This is a genomic window from Lysinibacillus sp. NPDC093692, from assembly GCF_050280125.1.
Classification (GTDB): Bacteria; Bacillota; Bacilli; order Bacillales_A; family Planococcaceae; genus Lysinibacillus.
In genome coordinates this window covers 202,455-217,823 of the sequence record NZ_JBNNUW010000006.1, presented here as the reverse complement: position 1 = coordinate 217,823, position 15,369 = coordinate 202,455, and the positions used below count along the sequence as shown (strand labels likewise).

The following is a 15,369-nucleotide window of genomic DNA, read 5'->3' as shown; positions in this document are numbered from 1 at the left end:
TTTCTTACTGAAATTAAATGCTCTTCACCAACCAGTCGGAACGGAAATCAACCCCACATTATATTACTGAATTTTCAAAAGTAAAATCATCTAAAAACAATACACCTCTACATTAAAACGTTTTCTCTGTCGAAAATTCGTTTTTATGCTCATTTTTCCTGTTTTTACTCAATTTAATGCTATTTCTAAAGTAATTGTGACAATTTGGTGATAGTATTATTCAAATGGTTGGTGTCATACTACAACTAAATAAACAGAAAATTCTTACACGTTTTTTCTAGTTTTGTAATCGGTTTCCATAAAACTTTTTAGGGGAGGACTTTTTAATGGATGCAATTATTCAAAAACGCATAGGCTTAAAAGAACTTGAAAGTAAAATCGTTACTGCTGATGAAGCTGCAGCACTTATCTCAAACGGTGATGTAGTTGGTATGAGTGGATTCACTCGTGCGGGGGACGCAAAAGTTGTTCCTATGGCTTTAGTAGAGCGCGCTAAAAACGAAAAATTCAAAATTGATGTATATACAGGGGCTTCTTTAGGACCTGAAGTTGATAAATACTTAGCTGAAGCTGGTGTTATCCGCAAACGTGGACCATTCCAAGGAGATGCAGGTATTCGTAACTTAATTAACTCTGGGGATGTACTATATGTAGATGCTCACCTTTCACATAATGCTGAATTAGTTCGCCAAGGAATTATCGGACCAATTAAACATTTAATCCTTGAAGCTGTTGCTATTACAGAAGATGGCTTCATCATCCCAACAAATTCAGTTGGTAACTCACCTATCTTTGCTGAATACGCTGAGAATATTATTATCGAGTTAAATATCTCTCACCCAGAGGCTTTAGTAGGTATCCACGATATCTATGTACCAGCTGAGCAAGGTAAACGTGAAGCGATTCCAATGACTGATGCTATGCAACGCATTGGTGATATCGGTATCAAAGTTGATCCAGCTAAAATTAAAGCGATTGTTATTTCTGAAGAGCCTGATGCTCCTTCATTAATCGTACCACCAGATGAAGAAACACAAACAATGGCTAACATTTTATTAGACTTCTTCCGTGATGAAATTAAAGCGGGTCGCTTAACAAAACAATTAATGCCATTACAATCTGGTGTTGGTTCTGTTGCAAACGCTGTACTTGACGGCTTCGCTGATTCAGAATTTGAAGATTTAGTTGTTGCTTCTGAAGTACTTCAAGATGCTGTATTCAACTTAATTGATGCTGGTAAAGTTAAATTTGCTGCAGCTACTTCAATTACGCTGACTGAAGAATTACAGAAAAAAGTATACGGCAATTTAGAAAAATACGCTGATAAAATTTGCCTACGTACACAAGAAATTTCTAACCACCCAGAGCTTATCCGTCGTTTGGGTCTAATTTCAATCAACACTGCTCTAGAATTAGATATCTACGGTAACGTAAACTCAACTCACGTATCAGGTACTCGTATGATGAATGGTATCGGTGGTTCAGGTGACTTTGCACGTAACGCACGTCTAGGTATTTTTGTTACTAAATCATACGCAAAAGGCGGCGCTATCTCTTCAATCGTGCCAATGGTTTCTCACGTAGACCACACTGAACATGATGTTGATGTAATCGTAACTGAGCAAGGTATTGCTGACTTACGTGGTCTTGCACCACAAGAGCGTGTACCTTTAATTATCGAAAACTGTGCACACCCAGATTACAAAGAACAACTTTGGGATTACTATAACCGTGCTCTAGAAGCAACTGGCGGCCATCAAACACCTCATATTTTAGAGGAAGCACTTTCTTGGCACGTAAACCTTGCTAAAAACAAGACAATGAAAAAAGAAGTTTCTAAAGCTTAATTTTCATAATTCAGGAACGCCTCATTAAGTCAAAAAACTTATGAGGCGTTCTTTTTTTGTCGAAAATGGTATAATAAGAGTGATATTCATTCTCATTAACATATAATTTTGTATCGGAGGAGCTATGAAGAAACTTATTTATTTGATTATATTCTTTTCGTTTTTCGACCTATTTACTCAACTTCCTGTCATGAGTACATATGCAGAATCCTTAGGGGCATCAGCCTTCATTACCGGCCTAGCAGTAGGTATGTATTCCCTTTCCAATACATTTGGTAATGTTATCTCTGGTTTTTTAACAGATCGTAAAGGACCATTCGTTATTTTAATCCTAGGTCTCTTAACGACAGGCCTTTCACTATTCCTTTATAATTTTGTAGAAGATCCTATTATTCTATTAGTAGTCCGCTTTGTACATGGATTAGTTGCGGGCTTTATCGTTCCTGCTGCTTTCACATTTTTAGCGAATGCTACTGAGCAAGAAAAGAGAGGTAAGGGCAGTGCTATCTCTGGAGCATTTGTTGGTATCGCTGCAATAATCGGTCCTGCATTTAGCGGAATTTTAGCGAGCCGTACTAGCGTACCATTCGTTTTTAATATAACTGCATGCTTTATGCTCTTATTAGGGATACTTGCCTTCTTTTTACTAAAATCAAATCAAGTAAAAAAAGAAAAGTCTGCTCCAACTGCAAACATTCCCTTTTATGTACTTTTTAATAATCCAGGGACATTGAAAGCCTTCACCAGTGCATTCTTTTTAATGTTTTCTCAAGGAGTTATTGCCTATCTCCTTCCACTAAAAGTCCACTCTTTAGGCTTTGATTCACGTTTAAGTGGGACTTTGATGAGTACATTTGGCATTATTGCTGTTCTCATATTTATTTTGCCTACTAACCGTATTTTCGATAAGGTTGCTCCCATCAAAACATTATCACTTGGTATAGGTTTAATGGGGATCAGTCAATTATTAATTAGTCAGGCAGATTCAAGTACGTTACTTTATATTGCAATGGCTTGCTATGGAATCGGGTTTGGCTTCTTATTCCCATCAGTCAATTCACTTTTAATCGACTCTACGACGGCAGAAGTCCGCGGAAAAGCCTATGGTTATTTTTATGCCTTCTTCTCACTAGGAGTTGTCCTAGGTTCCTCATTACTCGGATGGCTCTCACTAGGTATTGTCAGTGGCTTTATATTTACCGGAATTGTATTATTAGTATTTGCAATGATCATCATATGTACACAAAAAAGACCTTCTCACGTAAAATGAGAAGGTTTTGTTGTTATTTCTCTTGTTCCTGAATTTCTCCATTAAAGTAATGGATACCTGTATGCCCTCCACCTTCAGCAACCATTTCATTTGAAGCTATTTTTGTTGGAGACGTTCCGGCTTCTGTCGCTACTTCAGTAGATATACGCTCTGTAATGTGTTCAGGCATCTCCATATTCGTTGTATTCAAATAAGATGCTACTTTAGATTTTGCATTATTAAACATACTCAATGCTTTATCTCGGTTTTCTTTTTTACTTAAATAAGATGCTGCTAATGTTAACCCTACTAGCATAACACCTGATCCTTTACGTTTCGCCATTATAAATCCCTCCCAAAAAAATAAAAACTAGCTCTGTAATATATCTTTTCCCTATTTTTTGAGGACTAAACATAATTTTTATATACGTTACAGCATATATAAAGAGAGAGTCATCTATTCCCCTTCGCTTCCATAATATAAACACATTTCTTAGTACATCTATATTTTTTCGCAAATAGTTAATTATTCTTCTACAAAATTTCATGGTAAGCATTTTTTTCATAATTACAATATTTTTGTGATTTTTTATGATTACAAAGGACAAGTAAAGGGAATTAATGAATTTATACTAATAACAGGAGAGTGATTATCATGAAAGATTTAGATTCAGTATATGATTGGGTAGACATGGCTTCCTTAGTAGGTGGAGCAGGCATCTTAACAATACTAATTTATAGTATTTTACTGTAAGGAGCTGCATGAATGGTCTATAAAAAATCAATTATGCCTTGGCGTAATTGCGGTTCAGAATCGGCTTTGTGCAAGCACAAAGCCGATTCTGTGACATCCTCCGGAGGATTTAACTTCTTTCAGTAAATGTTTTACAAAAACATTTACTGAAAGAAGTTAAAAGGCAATCCGCTTATTAATAAGCAGATTGCCTTATCTTTATTGTTTTACATCATTGTAAGCATCGGATTTTTCAAATGCTGCAACTACATAAGAACAAACCGCTTCCATTTTATTGCCCTGTTCACGTGCATACGCTGCGGCATGATCCAACAATTTTTTGGCCACCCCTTGGCCACGGAGCTTATCTGATACATATGTGTGATCCATGACCATTACTTGACCCTTTTGCTGCCATGTAATTTCCGCTAATCTTTCCCCTTCTTGCTCATAAACAAAAGCATGCTTTTTATCCGCTTGCTGTTGTAATTGAAATTCCATTTCTCACCACTCCTTTTTATCATAGTACCATAGCTTTTTATACTTTTACAAAGCTAGTGGGTGGCACTTTTAAAAAATATAAACCTTATAGAAAAATAAAAGAATCCGCTCACTTTCTCTAGCAATCAGGAGAAAATGTTGCAGATTCTTTTCTATCAATTTTGCCTTGGCGTAATTGCGTCCAGATTAATTAAACCATGATGCGATTGTATCCTTTAAATTAGCAAAGAAATTTTTCACACTTTCCCAGAATCCTTTATCTTCCATTATTGATCCAAATTTTTCTTTAATCGTACTGCTAATATCATCTAATTGTTCAGACCATTTACCAAAATCAATATCTAGTTTACTAATCTTGTTCATCAAATCAACTAGCAATTGACGGTCCTTATCACTTAAATTAATTTCAAGCTTGTTTAATTGCTCTTGCACAATCTTTTCAACTTCTTCTTTGGTCGCTGGCTTTGATTCTGCAATTTCTTTTTTGATTTCTGTTAGTAACTCTGCAACCTTGGCATCTTCCACTCCTGCCGATTGCGTAAGAGTAGTTGCTACTGATAGCTCGTCATTTGCAACATCTGTACGCTCAGTATCAAGCTTTTCACCTGTTGTTACTTCGTAAGCTTTATATATTCCCACAAGCGCTGAATGACCTGTTACTGCTTTAGGCGCAGCCACCTGTACTGTTGCATCTTCAATACCTGCAGTTAGCATGGCATTTGCATACATTTCAGATGTAACCTGTGTAATGTTTGATGGTGTAACAATTTCAATAACTAATCCTTCTCCTGCATTTTTACGCGTGATTTTGGCAGAAGAATACATACGAGAACTTGAATTACTATCTTTAATATATTTAGCTAAGTCTTGACCTGATACTGTTATTTCTTCAACTTCAGGCTCTTCGTTCACTTTTAATGACTTTTTAACAGACTCTTTTTCAGCCTCAGATAAGTTTGCACCATATACGACAATCGGTACTCCTAATTTTTCATCAATTGCTTTAGGTGGCGTATTATCAGCCGCAAAACCTGTTGCGGGTGCCATCACGCCAAAAACTAACATTGTCGCTGTTAGTATTTTTATCCACGTTTTTTTCAAATTGTGTGACCCCTTTCGTCCAAAAACTCATTTGGCCTGTAAAATACATGCCAATCAATTACTAAACAATTATTAGTACGAAAAAAAGACGAGAAGGTTTCAAAAGGCTCTCGTCATTTTCTTTAATTTCATTTAGTAGTCGTTCATACTCTTAGTGTAGAAGAATGTCCTCTACACTAAATTTCCTCTGTCCAACCATCCTGCTGTTTCACTTTACCAGCTTTCATAAGTGTACCTAACGCTCGTTTAAATGCACCTTTACTCATGTTAAACATTTCTTGAACTTCATCTGGTGAGGACTTATCGCCAAATGGCATTCTTCCTCCTACCTCTTGTAGGTAATTTAAAATTCTTTGCGCATCACCTGAAATACGCTCATGTTTACGTGGTAAAAGTGAACCATTCATCGTACCCTCATCTTTTACATCAATAATACGAACAACAACATCTTGTCCCAGACGAGGTTCTTCATTACGCTCTGATTCATGGACAAAGATACGGTACGGAATGTCTACACCTAATAAAAACGAGCCAACTGGTAATAAACGATATGGACGTGCCTTAATGTTTTTATTGTGCATGTCTTCAAATGCACCTTCATATAATTCCGAAATTTTTTCTTCAGTTGCCAAACGCCCAAATAAATCACCATTGCGATCTGTGCGCAATGTCATAAATAAATGGTCGCCTGGTGCTGGCCAAAGTTCGCTTATTGCAGGTAAATCTTCAGCTTTTACTAGCACCTCGCGTGAAGTACCGATATCTACAAAAGCCCCTTCACGCTCGACTACTTTTAGAACACGAGCCCAGCCATATTCCCCTTGTACGAAAGATGGGATAGCTGTTGTAGCTGCTAAATCACCACGACGATCTGCAAATAAAAATACTTCAAGGCGGTCACCTACTGCAAGTGGCTCTGTTACCTCTGAAGCATTTAAGGGCAGTTCGTCAACTCCATTTGTTAAGATCCATTTCGATGCTTGTTGCTCTAACACAGTTAATGTAACAACTTCACCTGATTTTAATTCGTTCATATTGTCTTCCTTTCCTTCTTACCATCATTTTCGCAAAAAAACTTATCCGCCGAAGGCTTTAACATCTGTAGCTGTCGCTTTGCTTTCGCTACAAAAGACATCTGTAGCTGTCGCTTTGCTTTCGCTACACAATCATTCGCTGATAGAAATTAAAAGTTATGATGGGTTTTAGATGCCTCTAGTTTTTTCGCGATGTCCGGATTTTCTTCCATTACCTGTACAAGATCCGCAATTCGATCGATTGAATTCCAACTTAAATGATGTTCGATACCTTCTACATCATTGTATATTCGCTCTTCATCTACACCAATGATTCGCAAAAATTGCTCTAGAAGCTCATGGCGCTGTACAAGACGTTTTCCAAGCTTTTCTCCTTTAGGTGTCAATGTAAGGCCACGGTATTTTTCATAAACTAAATAACCATCTTTATCTAATTTTTGAACCATTTTTGTAACAGAAGAAGGAAGAACAGATAATGCTTCAGCAATGTCAGACACACGAGCATACCCTTTATTAGTGATTAATAAATATATTTGTTCGATATGGTCCTCCATACTAGGTGTTGGCATATCCTATTCCCTCTCTTTCCTTTTCTTACTCTCTAGTTTACTACAAGCTTGCCTTAAAAGTTAACTGAAAATACATATGCCCGAAAAACAATACATGCGTAACATAAATTGCGCCTGGCAAAATTATTTGTTGCTGTCGCTTCGCTTTCGCACAAAAAACATTTGTGGCTGATTTTGCTTTTTATCATTCTAAATTTGTGTGAAATACTCGTTAAGTGAAGAAGTTGATTGGAGTGGAGGCTGGGCGACTCCTCGGGGATTAGCGATATAGAGGAACGAAGGCTAAAAGCATCACGTCCTGTGATAATGCCTTCGTGACCAATATCGGTGCTACAAAGCGCCCAGTCGGAACGGAATCAACCCTCGCTTTGCAAAAAACATACTCTATTGACATCTTCGTTGACCCAATAGTTTTTCAAAAACGTGAAGAACCAACTTCATATAGAAGTTGGTTCTTCCTTATGTCGAGGATACTTATTTACCACATGTAATGCATGAATAATCTCTTTATTGATCCGTTCGATATTTTCAGGAGTATTCATCACTTTGAATGCTTCATCTCGGGATTCCATAGATGTAACATACTTGCTTGGCAATACATTCAGTGTAAGTGCCACTGCGTCAAGTTCACAGATTTCACATTTACAAAATGTTTGATATTCCGGTCCTCGTAGTAGAAAACTTACTAAACCACGCACAATTTCCTCTGTAACATTTACTAAAATAGGATCTGACATATTCAAACCTTCGCCTCATTTATATTTAATTGTTACAATATTCCTGAAACCATAATAGCGTTAACAAAGTTTTTTTTCAAGAATCGCTAGTAATATCTATACCATTAATATCACTAGCTCCTCAGAATGACTTTTTTTCTATACACTTCCACCGGATTATATCTTATTTACCATTTCTTAGATTTGATTAATCGTAATGAATTCAACACAACTAGTAATGTAGCACCCATATCTGCAAAGATTGCAATCCATAATGTTAGCCATCCTGGGATAACAAGTAACAGGGCAACTAATTTTAGGGCTAGTGCAAATATAATGTTCTCTTTAATGATACGTAATGTTTTTCTACTTAAGCCAATTGTATACGGTAGCTTCGTTAAATCGTCGCTCATTAAAGCGATATCCGCAGTTTCCAGTGCTGCATCGGTGCCAGCGCCTCCCATTGCAATACCAACATCCGCTGCGGCAAGTGCAGGTGCATCATTGACACCATCTCCTACCATCGCCACTGCACCAAACTGTGCACGTAAATCTTTAATGGCCATTAATTTTTCTGCTGGTAATAAACTTGCTCTAACATCTGTCATATTTAAAGAAGTGGCAATTGCCTGTGCTGTTGGCTCTGCATCACCTGTTAGCATAACTTTATGCTTCACTTTTAAACCATTTAATTTATTTAAGACATCTTTACTTTCTTGACGTAATTGGTCAGCAATACCAATCATCCCAATAAACTGATCATTACTAACCGCTGCTACAACTGTTTTCCCCTGTTGTTGAAGTTTATGCACCTGTTCTTGTATCATTTCATCAACAGTTGTTAATGTAGCAATCCATTTTAAGCTTCCTACATAGATTATTTGACCGTCGACCGTCGCATAGGCACCCTTGCCTGTTACGGATTGAAAGTCTGTTGGTATAAACTCTGTCAAATCTTTCTCATGCAATGCCTGTAAAATAGCTTTAGCTAATGGGTGCTGGGATTGTTTTTCAACAGCTGCTACTAGCTGTAAAACATAATCTTCAGACATTTCCTGCGATGTTAAAATATCTGTTACAGCAGGTTGACCTTTTGTAAGTGTACCTGTTTTATCAAATGCAATTGCTTCAATATGACCAAGCTGCTCTAAATGAATACCACCTTTAATAAGAACACCTTGCCTAGCTGCGTTCCCGATTGCAGTAACAATAGCAACTGGTGTAGAAACGACTAATGCACATGGACACCCTACAACAAGGACCGCCAACCCTTGGTAAATCCAATGCTGCCAATCACCTATAAATAAAGGTGGTAGAACCGCTACAAGTAAAGCAACAAGCATAATTGCAGGCGTGTAATATTTCGCAAAGCGATCAACGAACTGCTGTGAAGGTGCTTTTTCTGCCTGTGCTTCTTCAACAAGATGAATGATTTTGGCAATTGTTGTGTCCTCTACTCGCTTTGTCACACGAACCTCTAAGGCTCCTTCTTCATTTAGTGTTCCTGCAAATACTTCGTCGTCGACTGTTTTACTGACTGGAATAGATTCACCAGTAATCGCTGCCTGATTCACCGCTGACAACCCACTCACTACAATTCCGTCCATAGCAATCTTCTGACCAGGTTTAACGATTAAAATGTCACCAATTTCAATCTCCTCAGTCGGTAGCTCCATCTCATGAAAATGCTCGCCATGTGCACGTTTTATCGTCGCTGTAGGAGGAGCTATATCCATGAGCTGACGAATCGATTGACGCGCTTTATCCATTGAATACGCCTCAAGCGCTTCACTTACTGCGAATAAAAAGACAACAACAGCCGCTTCTTCCCACTCCCCAATAATGGCTGCACCTATTACAGCAATAGTCATCAGCGTCTTCATATCAAATTCAAAGCGCGCTAGATTGCGGAAGCCCGTTTTAAAAATTCCAATTCCCCCAACTAGAATTGCGATAATAAACATCCCAATAGTTAGCGGGTCCGTTTCACCACGCATTGTTCCAAACATATATCCAAGCACTACGAATAACAAAGAGATTCCAGCTAATATATTTTCAGTTTTTCGATAAAAAGGTGTTGATTTTTCAATTGTTCTTGCCGTTGATTGGGATACTTTTATGCCATCGAAAGCACCTGCTTCTTCAAGTTGATCAGCGTTAATATCACCAATAACTGTTATTTTAGAAGCGCCGAAATTCACTTGTGCATCCTGAACCTCTGGAATAGCCTTCACGTTTTTTTCGAACTTTGCTGCACAGCTAGCACAGGATAAGTTTTGTAGCCTATATTCTTGTTTAGTTGGTGTCGCTGCCATTTCCAATCCCCTCTTTCACATGTTCGTAAGCAACCGTTACAATTTGATACACATGTTCATCAGCTAAAGAGTAGTACATTTGCTTTCCTTTTCGATATGACTTCGCTAAGTTATTATCTTTTAAATATCGTAAATGATGCGATGCTGTTGCTACTGACGAACCGATAATGGAGGCAACATCGCAAACACATAATTCATCTTCGACCGTTAAAGCATACGCAATTTTAAGTCTTGTTTCATCAGATAATGCCTTTAAAAACTTTGCTACTCTCGATAAATCTGGCATTTGCTGTTGTACTTTAATGACTGCTTCTTCATGGACACATGTTATTTCACATATTTCTTTTGGCATTTCTTCACCTCATTCAAATGTTTGTTTGATTGTTTTCACCATAACATAATATTCCATCATATTCAAACGAATATTTGAATGTAAATGATTTATATCACAAGTTGAAAAAATGTCTTTATATAAATTGCTAACTAATAAATATAAAAGTAAAAAAGCTATCACTCCAATGTGATAGCTTTGCATGTTATTGCGATAATGAAATTATGGTGACATATTAAACAAAGTTGAGATGAATAAGGCATGCTAAGCGGTTGATCTTCGTTCCGACTGAGCGACTCTTTGGGGATCAGCGATTTAGAGGAACGGAAATCACCCCCTCGCTTTGCCGAGAAACCATGTTGTCTTAATATAAAACCCTATAGATACTTATAGCCTCTTATCCTATTTTGCTTTTAATCGTAACGTTTTACCTTTAATATCATCTTTCCTCACATACGTTTGATGATAATCTCCATTAGCCCAATCCATTACTTGATCTTGATACCAAGCAGATTTTACATGTCCACTCTGTCCTGGACCCACGATATGATAAGCTGCGCTTAAATCACCGACATCTACTACAAAGCGCCATGATGCTCCGTGAGTAACATTTCCAGCTAAATCATTATCAGCAGCTTGAACAGTAACCTTCGAGCCTCCAATAGGAACCTTTTTAGCATTAAAATATGCCGCAAGAATTGGTGAAGCTTTACCTAATGTATGGTCAAAGGTAAGCTGATGGAAATCGCCCCACTTCCATTTCGAAGCATTTTTTCCGAATTGATCTTCTATTTGTGTGACAGTGAGCTCTAATGCCTTGTAAACAGTTGCATCTACTCCGCCCTGTTCCTCAATCCATATACTTTTCTTACCTGCATAAGCTGTACGTAAAAGCTGGTCTGTAATATTAAATTTCCCATACATTAATTCAAACATATCTTCTGGCATCTGATCTTTAAATAACACTTCTTGTAACTTCTCCATTAACGTATGGAACACTAATGGTGCACCAGAATCCTTTGCATCTACCATATCCCAATTCTCTAATAATTTTATAACATCTTTATATTTCCCATCTTTATCTTGTGCTTTTATCGATGGTAATAAATATGGTAGAAACTCACGAGCATATAGGTTGTGCTGATCCATTTGTAAATTCATCATATCTTCCACTGTTAACGAATCATTCGCCTCTAAAACTTCCTTAATGCGCTCAAAACGATAAGGCTGTGCCCAGAAATCTGTTATGTGATAAGGATATTCTTCCCCAATAACTTCATTATTTGCTGTCGCAATAAATCCTTCATCAGGATTTACTACAGTTGGGAGCTCATCCCACGGGATAAAGCCTTCCCATCCATAGTCACTAGAATCACCTGGTACTGGTAATTGCCCGTCTCCTTGTTTTCGAATTGGAATTTGACCATTCGCTTTATAAGCAATCGTACCGTCTTTTGATGCAAAGACAAAGTTTTGAGCCGGTGCCTTAAAATCCTCTAAAGCTTTTTCAAATCCATTCCAGGATTTCGCTTTATTGAAGCCTAGTATTGCACGTAGCTCTGTCGTTGGTTGCAGTGCCGTCCACTGCATCGAAAATTGTGCTGTAGGCTCAGTATCTTTAAAGGCTAAATCTGTCATGATTGGGCCGTGACGTGTGACTACAACTTCATAATCTACCGTTTCCCCGTCCTTTACCTTAATCGGTTCATCACGTACCTCCGCTTGCTCCCACTTGCCGTCATAGCGGAACTGTGTTGGATTATTCGGATTAGGCATTTCTATATATAAATCCTGTACATCAGGTCCAACATTCGTAACACCCCACGCAATGTTATCGTTGTGTCCTAAAATAATACCTGGAATACCCGCAAAGATTACGCCACTAACATTTTGCTCAGGAGATTGTAAATGCATTTGATACCAAATAGACGGTGTACTTAATCCTAAATGTGGATCATCCGCTAAAATCGGCGTACCATTTTTTGTTTTCTGCCCAGATACAACCCAGTTATTACTACCGTTAAATTCATTTGGCAACAGAACTGCATTAAAACGCCCTGCCACAGCTACTGGATTTTCTTTATTCGCCTCGATAATAGATGAAGCGTTTTTAGGATACTTTATAAATAATTCTTTAGCTTTTTCTTCATCAAAGTTTTGTAAAGCCCAATGTCGGAACGCAAGCGTATTCCAATTACCACCTAAGTCATAGGCCATATATTTACCAATAGTAAGAGAGTCTATAACGGACCAGTCCTCAGGTTCGTAACCTAGTAATGAGAATTCATAGCTTAATGTTTTATTTTTCTTTGCCTGTGCAATAAAAGCATTGACGCCATCTGTATACCACTCAAGTACCTGCCTGCTTTCTGGATCATAGGTACCTAATGATTTTTCAGCTGCATCCCGCAAGCTAAATGTTCGGAAAAATTTATCCGTATCAACAGTTGCCTCACCGATTATTTCCGACAAGCGACCGCTAGCTTGTCTTCGCGCTAAATCCATTTGAAACAGCCGATCCTGCGCTTGCACATAGCCTTGCGCACGATACAAGTCTGCATCTGTCTTAGCAAAAACATGGGGGATCCCCTTGTCATCCCTTGTGACAGTTACATCTTCATCTAGCACACTCAATGAAAGTTCTCCATCAATTACTGGTTTTGATTTATTCATAAACCAGGTAAATCCGATAAATGCGACAATAACTACTATAGCTAAACATCCCGCTATAGTCAGAAGCCATTTTTTCCATGTCAACTTTCTCACATCTCACCCCCCCCTTTTTGCAATATATTCTTTTACCTTTTAAAGATTCGAAGTTTAATGTTAATTGCTTTGCAGTATAAAAAAAATCGTATTTCCTTTTAGAAAATACGATTTTTTATGTTGTTGAAAAACTATTGTATCAGTAAAATTAAGTTGTCATTTTTTCTGTAAAATAAGGGGTTGATTTCCGTTCCGGCTGGGCGCTTTGTTGTTGCTGTCGCTTCGCTTTCGCACAGATAAACCATTTGTAGCTGCCGCTACGCTTTCACAAAGATTCCTTGACCATTTTATTTTTCATAGATACTAGTTATTAAGCTGTAATTCGATTGGACAATGATCACTGCCCATAATATGTGAATGAATACTCGCCACATTAATGTTGTTTTTTAGTCTCTCCGAAACAATAAAGTAGTCAATACGCCATCCGATATTGCGCTCGCGTACTTTATTCATATAGGACCACCATGTATAGTGATCTGTTGTATCTGGATACATATAGCGGAATGAATCTACAAAACCACTTGCCAATAGCTCCGTCATTTTTGCACGTTCTTCAAATGTAAAACCTGAATTACCATTATTCGATTTTGCATTTTTTAAGTCAATTTCCATATGTGCGACATTTAAATCACCACAGTAAACTATAGGTTTTTTGGAATCTAGTTCTTTTAAATAAAGCGCTAATCGATCCTCCCATTCTAAACGAAAAGGTAATCTAGCTAAATCACGTTGTGAATTTGGGGTATAAACATTCACTAAGTAAAAATCTTCATACTCAAGTGTAATAATTCTCCCCTCTTCCTGTGATTCATCCTCACCAACGCCATAACGTACTGAAATTGGTGTATGCTTTGTAAAAATAGCTGTACCTGAATAACCTTTCTTCTGTGCATAATTCCAATACTGCCCATATCCCTCAAGTGAGATTTCCACTTGTTCAGCCTGACACTTTGTTTCTTGAATACAGAAAAAATCTGCATCTACATGATTGAAAAAATCTAAAAACCCTTTACCTAAGCAGGCTCGAATTCCATTAACATTCCAAGATATAAACTTCATTTTCTGTTTTCACTCCTCAAAAAACGCCCTCCACCATTAGCGAAGGGCGTAGTATTCTATAAGTCGTCACCAACGATTTTTACTTCTGTTTCTAAATCGATGCCAAACTTTTCTTTAACTTCTCGTTGTACCATTTGAATTGTTGCAATATATTCAGTAGCCGTTGCATTACCTTTATTAACAATAAAGCCTGCATGCTTCGTTGATACCTCTGCATCACCAACGCCTTTTCCTTGTAAGCCACTATCTTGAATAAGCTTACCAGCAAAGTGACCAGGTGGGCGCTTAAAAACGCTCCCTGCAGATGGGTATTCTAACGGCTGCTTAGATTCTCGCTGAAACGTTAAATCAGCAATTTTTGCATCAATTTCTTCCTGTACACCTTTTGCTAATTGAAATTCGGATGATAATACATAGTATCCTTTCTTGGCAATGATACTTTGACGATAACCAAGTTCAAGATCTTCTTTTGATAGTATTAAAATTTCGCCTTCTTTTGTTAGCACTTTCGATGAAATAATAATATCCTTAATTTCACCGCCATATGCACCGGCATTCATTGCCATAGCCCCACCAACTGAGCCAGGAATACCACAAGCAAATTCAAAACCTGTTAAAGATGCTGCTGCTGCCAGTTTCGATACATCTTTTATAAGTGCACCACTTTGCGCATAAACATGGTCACCATTAATGCGAATTTCATCTAAAAACGAAAATGTAACAACGATCCCTCGATGACCGCCATCACGAACGACCATATTTGATCCATTACCTAACATTAATAAAGGTATATTATTTTTGTAAGCATAGCGAATAACCGTTGCTGCCTCTTCCTCTGTTTCAGCGAGAACGAAAACATCCGCTTTACCACCTAATTTTGTCATAGTATATTGCTGTAATGATTCATTCAACTTAATATTGGCCGGATTAACGCTCTGTGCTAAATCCGCCGCCCATTGTTCTTTTGTCATAAAAGCTAATTCCTTTCTAACGTCCTTTCTTACTCTACACTAGTATGGATTTAGAACCCTAATTTGACAAGTAAAAATGAAGGGTAATTTTTATCTCGCCTTAATAGGTAACGAGACTCTCCGTGCAGAGCCGATGAATAGGATAAAAAAAATTCATGGTCATTATATTACATATGT

At 37.7% G+C, this 15,369-nt stretch carries 13 protein-coding genes; 2 read left to right on the top strand and 11 right to left on the bottom strand.

Annotated features, from left to right (window positions below):
* Positions 1-326: 326 nt before the first annotated feature.
* Together ACQKN4_RS09250 and ACQKN4_RS09245 are read left to right on the top strand one after the other, a co-directional pair.
* Positions 327-1,847 carry a succinate CoA transferase gene (locus tag ACQKN4_RS09250; protein WP_079562522.1) on the top strand — a complete coding sequence of 507 codons (1,521 nt, stop codon included), beginning with the start codon at positions 327-329 and terminating at the stop codon, positions 1,845-1,847.
* Between the two features lie 124 nt (positions 1,848-1,971).
* On the top strand, positions 1,972-3,117 hold the full coding sequence (locus tag ACQKN4_RS09245) for an MFS transporter (protein ID WP_079562521.1): 1,146 nt from the start codon (positions 1,972-1,974) through the stop codon (positions 3,115-3,117).
* Positions 3,118-3,130: 13 nt separating this feature from the next.
* Here the strand turns inward: ACQKN4_RS09245 and ACQKN4_RS09240 are convergent, their stop codons facing one another.
* The 11 genes from ACQKN4_RS09240 to murB all read right to left on the bottom strand — a co-directional run bounded on the left by ACQKN4_RS09240 (position 3,131) and on the right by murB (position 15,192).
* Positions 3,131-3,439, bottom strand: coding sequence for a hypothetical protein (locus tag ACQKN4_RS09240; protein WP_079562520.1), 309 nt, complete (start codon positions 3,437-3,439; stop codon positions 3,131-3,133).
* A gap of 609 nt (positions 3,440-4,048) precedes the next feature.
* Entirely contained in the window at positions 4,049-4,330 is a 282-nt protein-coding gene (locus tag ACQKN4_RS09235) for a GNAT family N-acetyltransferase (protein WP_079562519.1), read from the bottom strand.
* A 186-nt stretch (positions 4,331-4,516) separates the two neighbouring features.
* The gene (locus ACQKN4_RS09230; protein WP_079562518.1) at positions 4,517-5,431 is read right to left on the bottom strand and encodes a DUF1002 domain-containing protein; all 915 of its coding nucleotides are present in this window, start codon (positions 5,429-5,431) and stop codon (positions 4,517-4,519) included.
* A 176-nt stretch (positions 5,432-5,607) separates the two neighbouring features.
* Entirely contained in the window at positions 5,608-6,465 is an 858-nt protein-coding gene (locus tag ACQKN4_RS09225) for a CvfB family protein (RefSeq protein WP_079562517.1), read from the bottom strand.
* 149 nt (positions 6,466-6,614) lie between these two features.
* Entirely contained in the window at positions 6,615-7,034 is a 420-nt protein-coding gene (gene mntR, locus ACQKN4_RS09220; RefSeq protein ID WP_079562516.1) for a transcriptional regulator MntR, read from the bottom strand.
* A 437-nt stretch (positions 7,035-7,471) separates the two neighbouring features.
* Positions 7,472-7,771 (bottom strand): late competence development ComFB family protein, encoded by a 300-nt coding sequence (locus tag ACQKN4_RS09215; RefSeq protein ID WP_368483752.1) that lies wholly within the window; start codon positions 7,769-7,771, stop codon positions 7,472-7,474.
* Positions 7,772-7,938: 167 nt separating this feature from the next.
* A complete protein-coding gene (locus ACQKN4_RS09210) occupies positions 7,939-10,065 on the bottom strand; it encodes a heavy metal translocating P-type ATPase (RefSeq protein WP_079562514.1) in 2,127 nt (708 codons plus the stop codon).
* Positions 10,046-10,417, bottom strand: a complete 372-nt coding sequence (locus tag ACQKN4_RS09205; RefSeq protein WP_079562513.1) for an ArsR/SmtB family transcription factor — start codon at positions 10,415-10,417, stop codon at positions 10,046-10,048. The genes ACQKN4_RS09210 and ACQKN4_RS09205 overlap by 20 nt, the downstream gene beginning before the upstream one ends.
* A 381-nt stretch (positions 10,418-10,798) precedes the next feature.
* A complete protein-coding gene (locus ACQKN4_RS09200) occupies positions 10,799-13,162 on the bottom strand; it encodes a penicillin acylase family protein (protein ID WP_427483476.1) in 2,364 nt (787 codons plus the stop codon).
* Between the two features lie 303 nt (positions 13,163-13,465).
* Positions 13,466-14,221 (bottom strand): exodeoxyribonuclease III, encoded by a 756-nt coding sequence (locus ACQKN4_RS09195; RefSeq protein ID WP_079562511.1) that lies wholly within the window; start codon positions 14,219-14,221, stop codon positions 13,466-13,468.
* A gap of 56 nt (positions 14,222-14,277) precedes the next feature.
* Entirely contained in the window at positions 14,278-15,192 is a 915-nt protein-coding gene (murB, locus tag ACQKN4_RS09190) for a UDP-N-acetylmuramate dehydrogenase (protein WP_079562510.1), read from the bottom strand.
* Positions 15,193-15,369 lie beyond the last annotated feature (177 nt).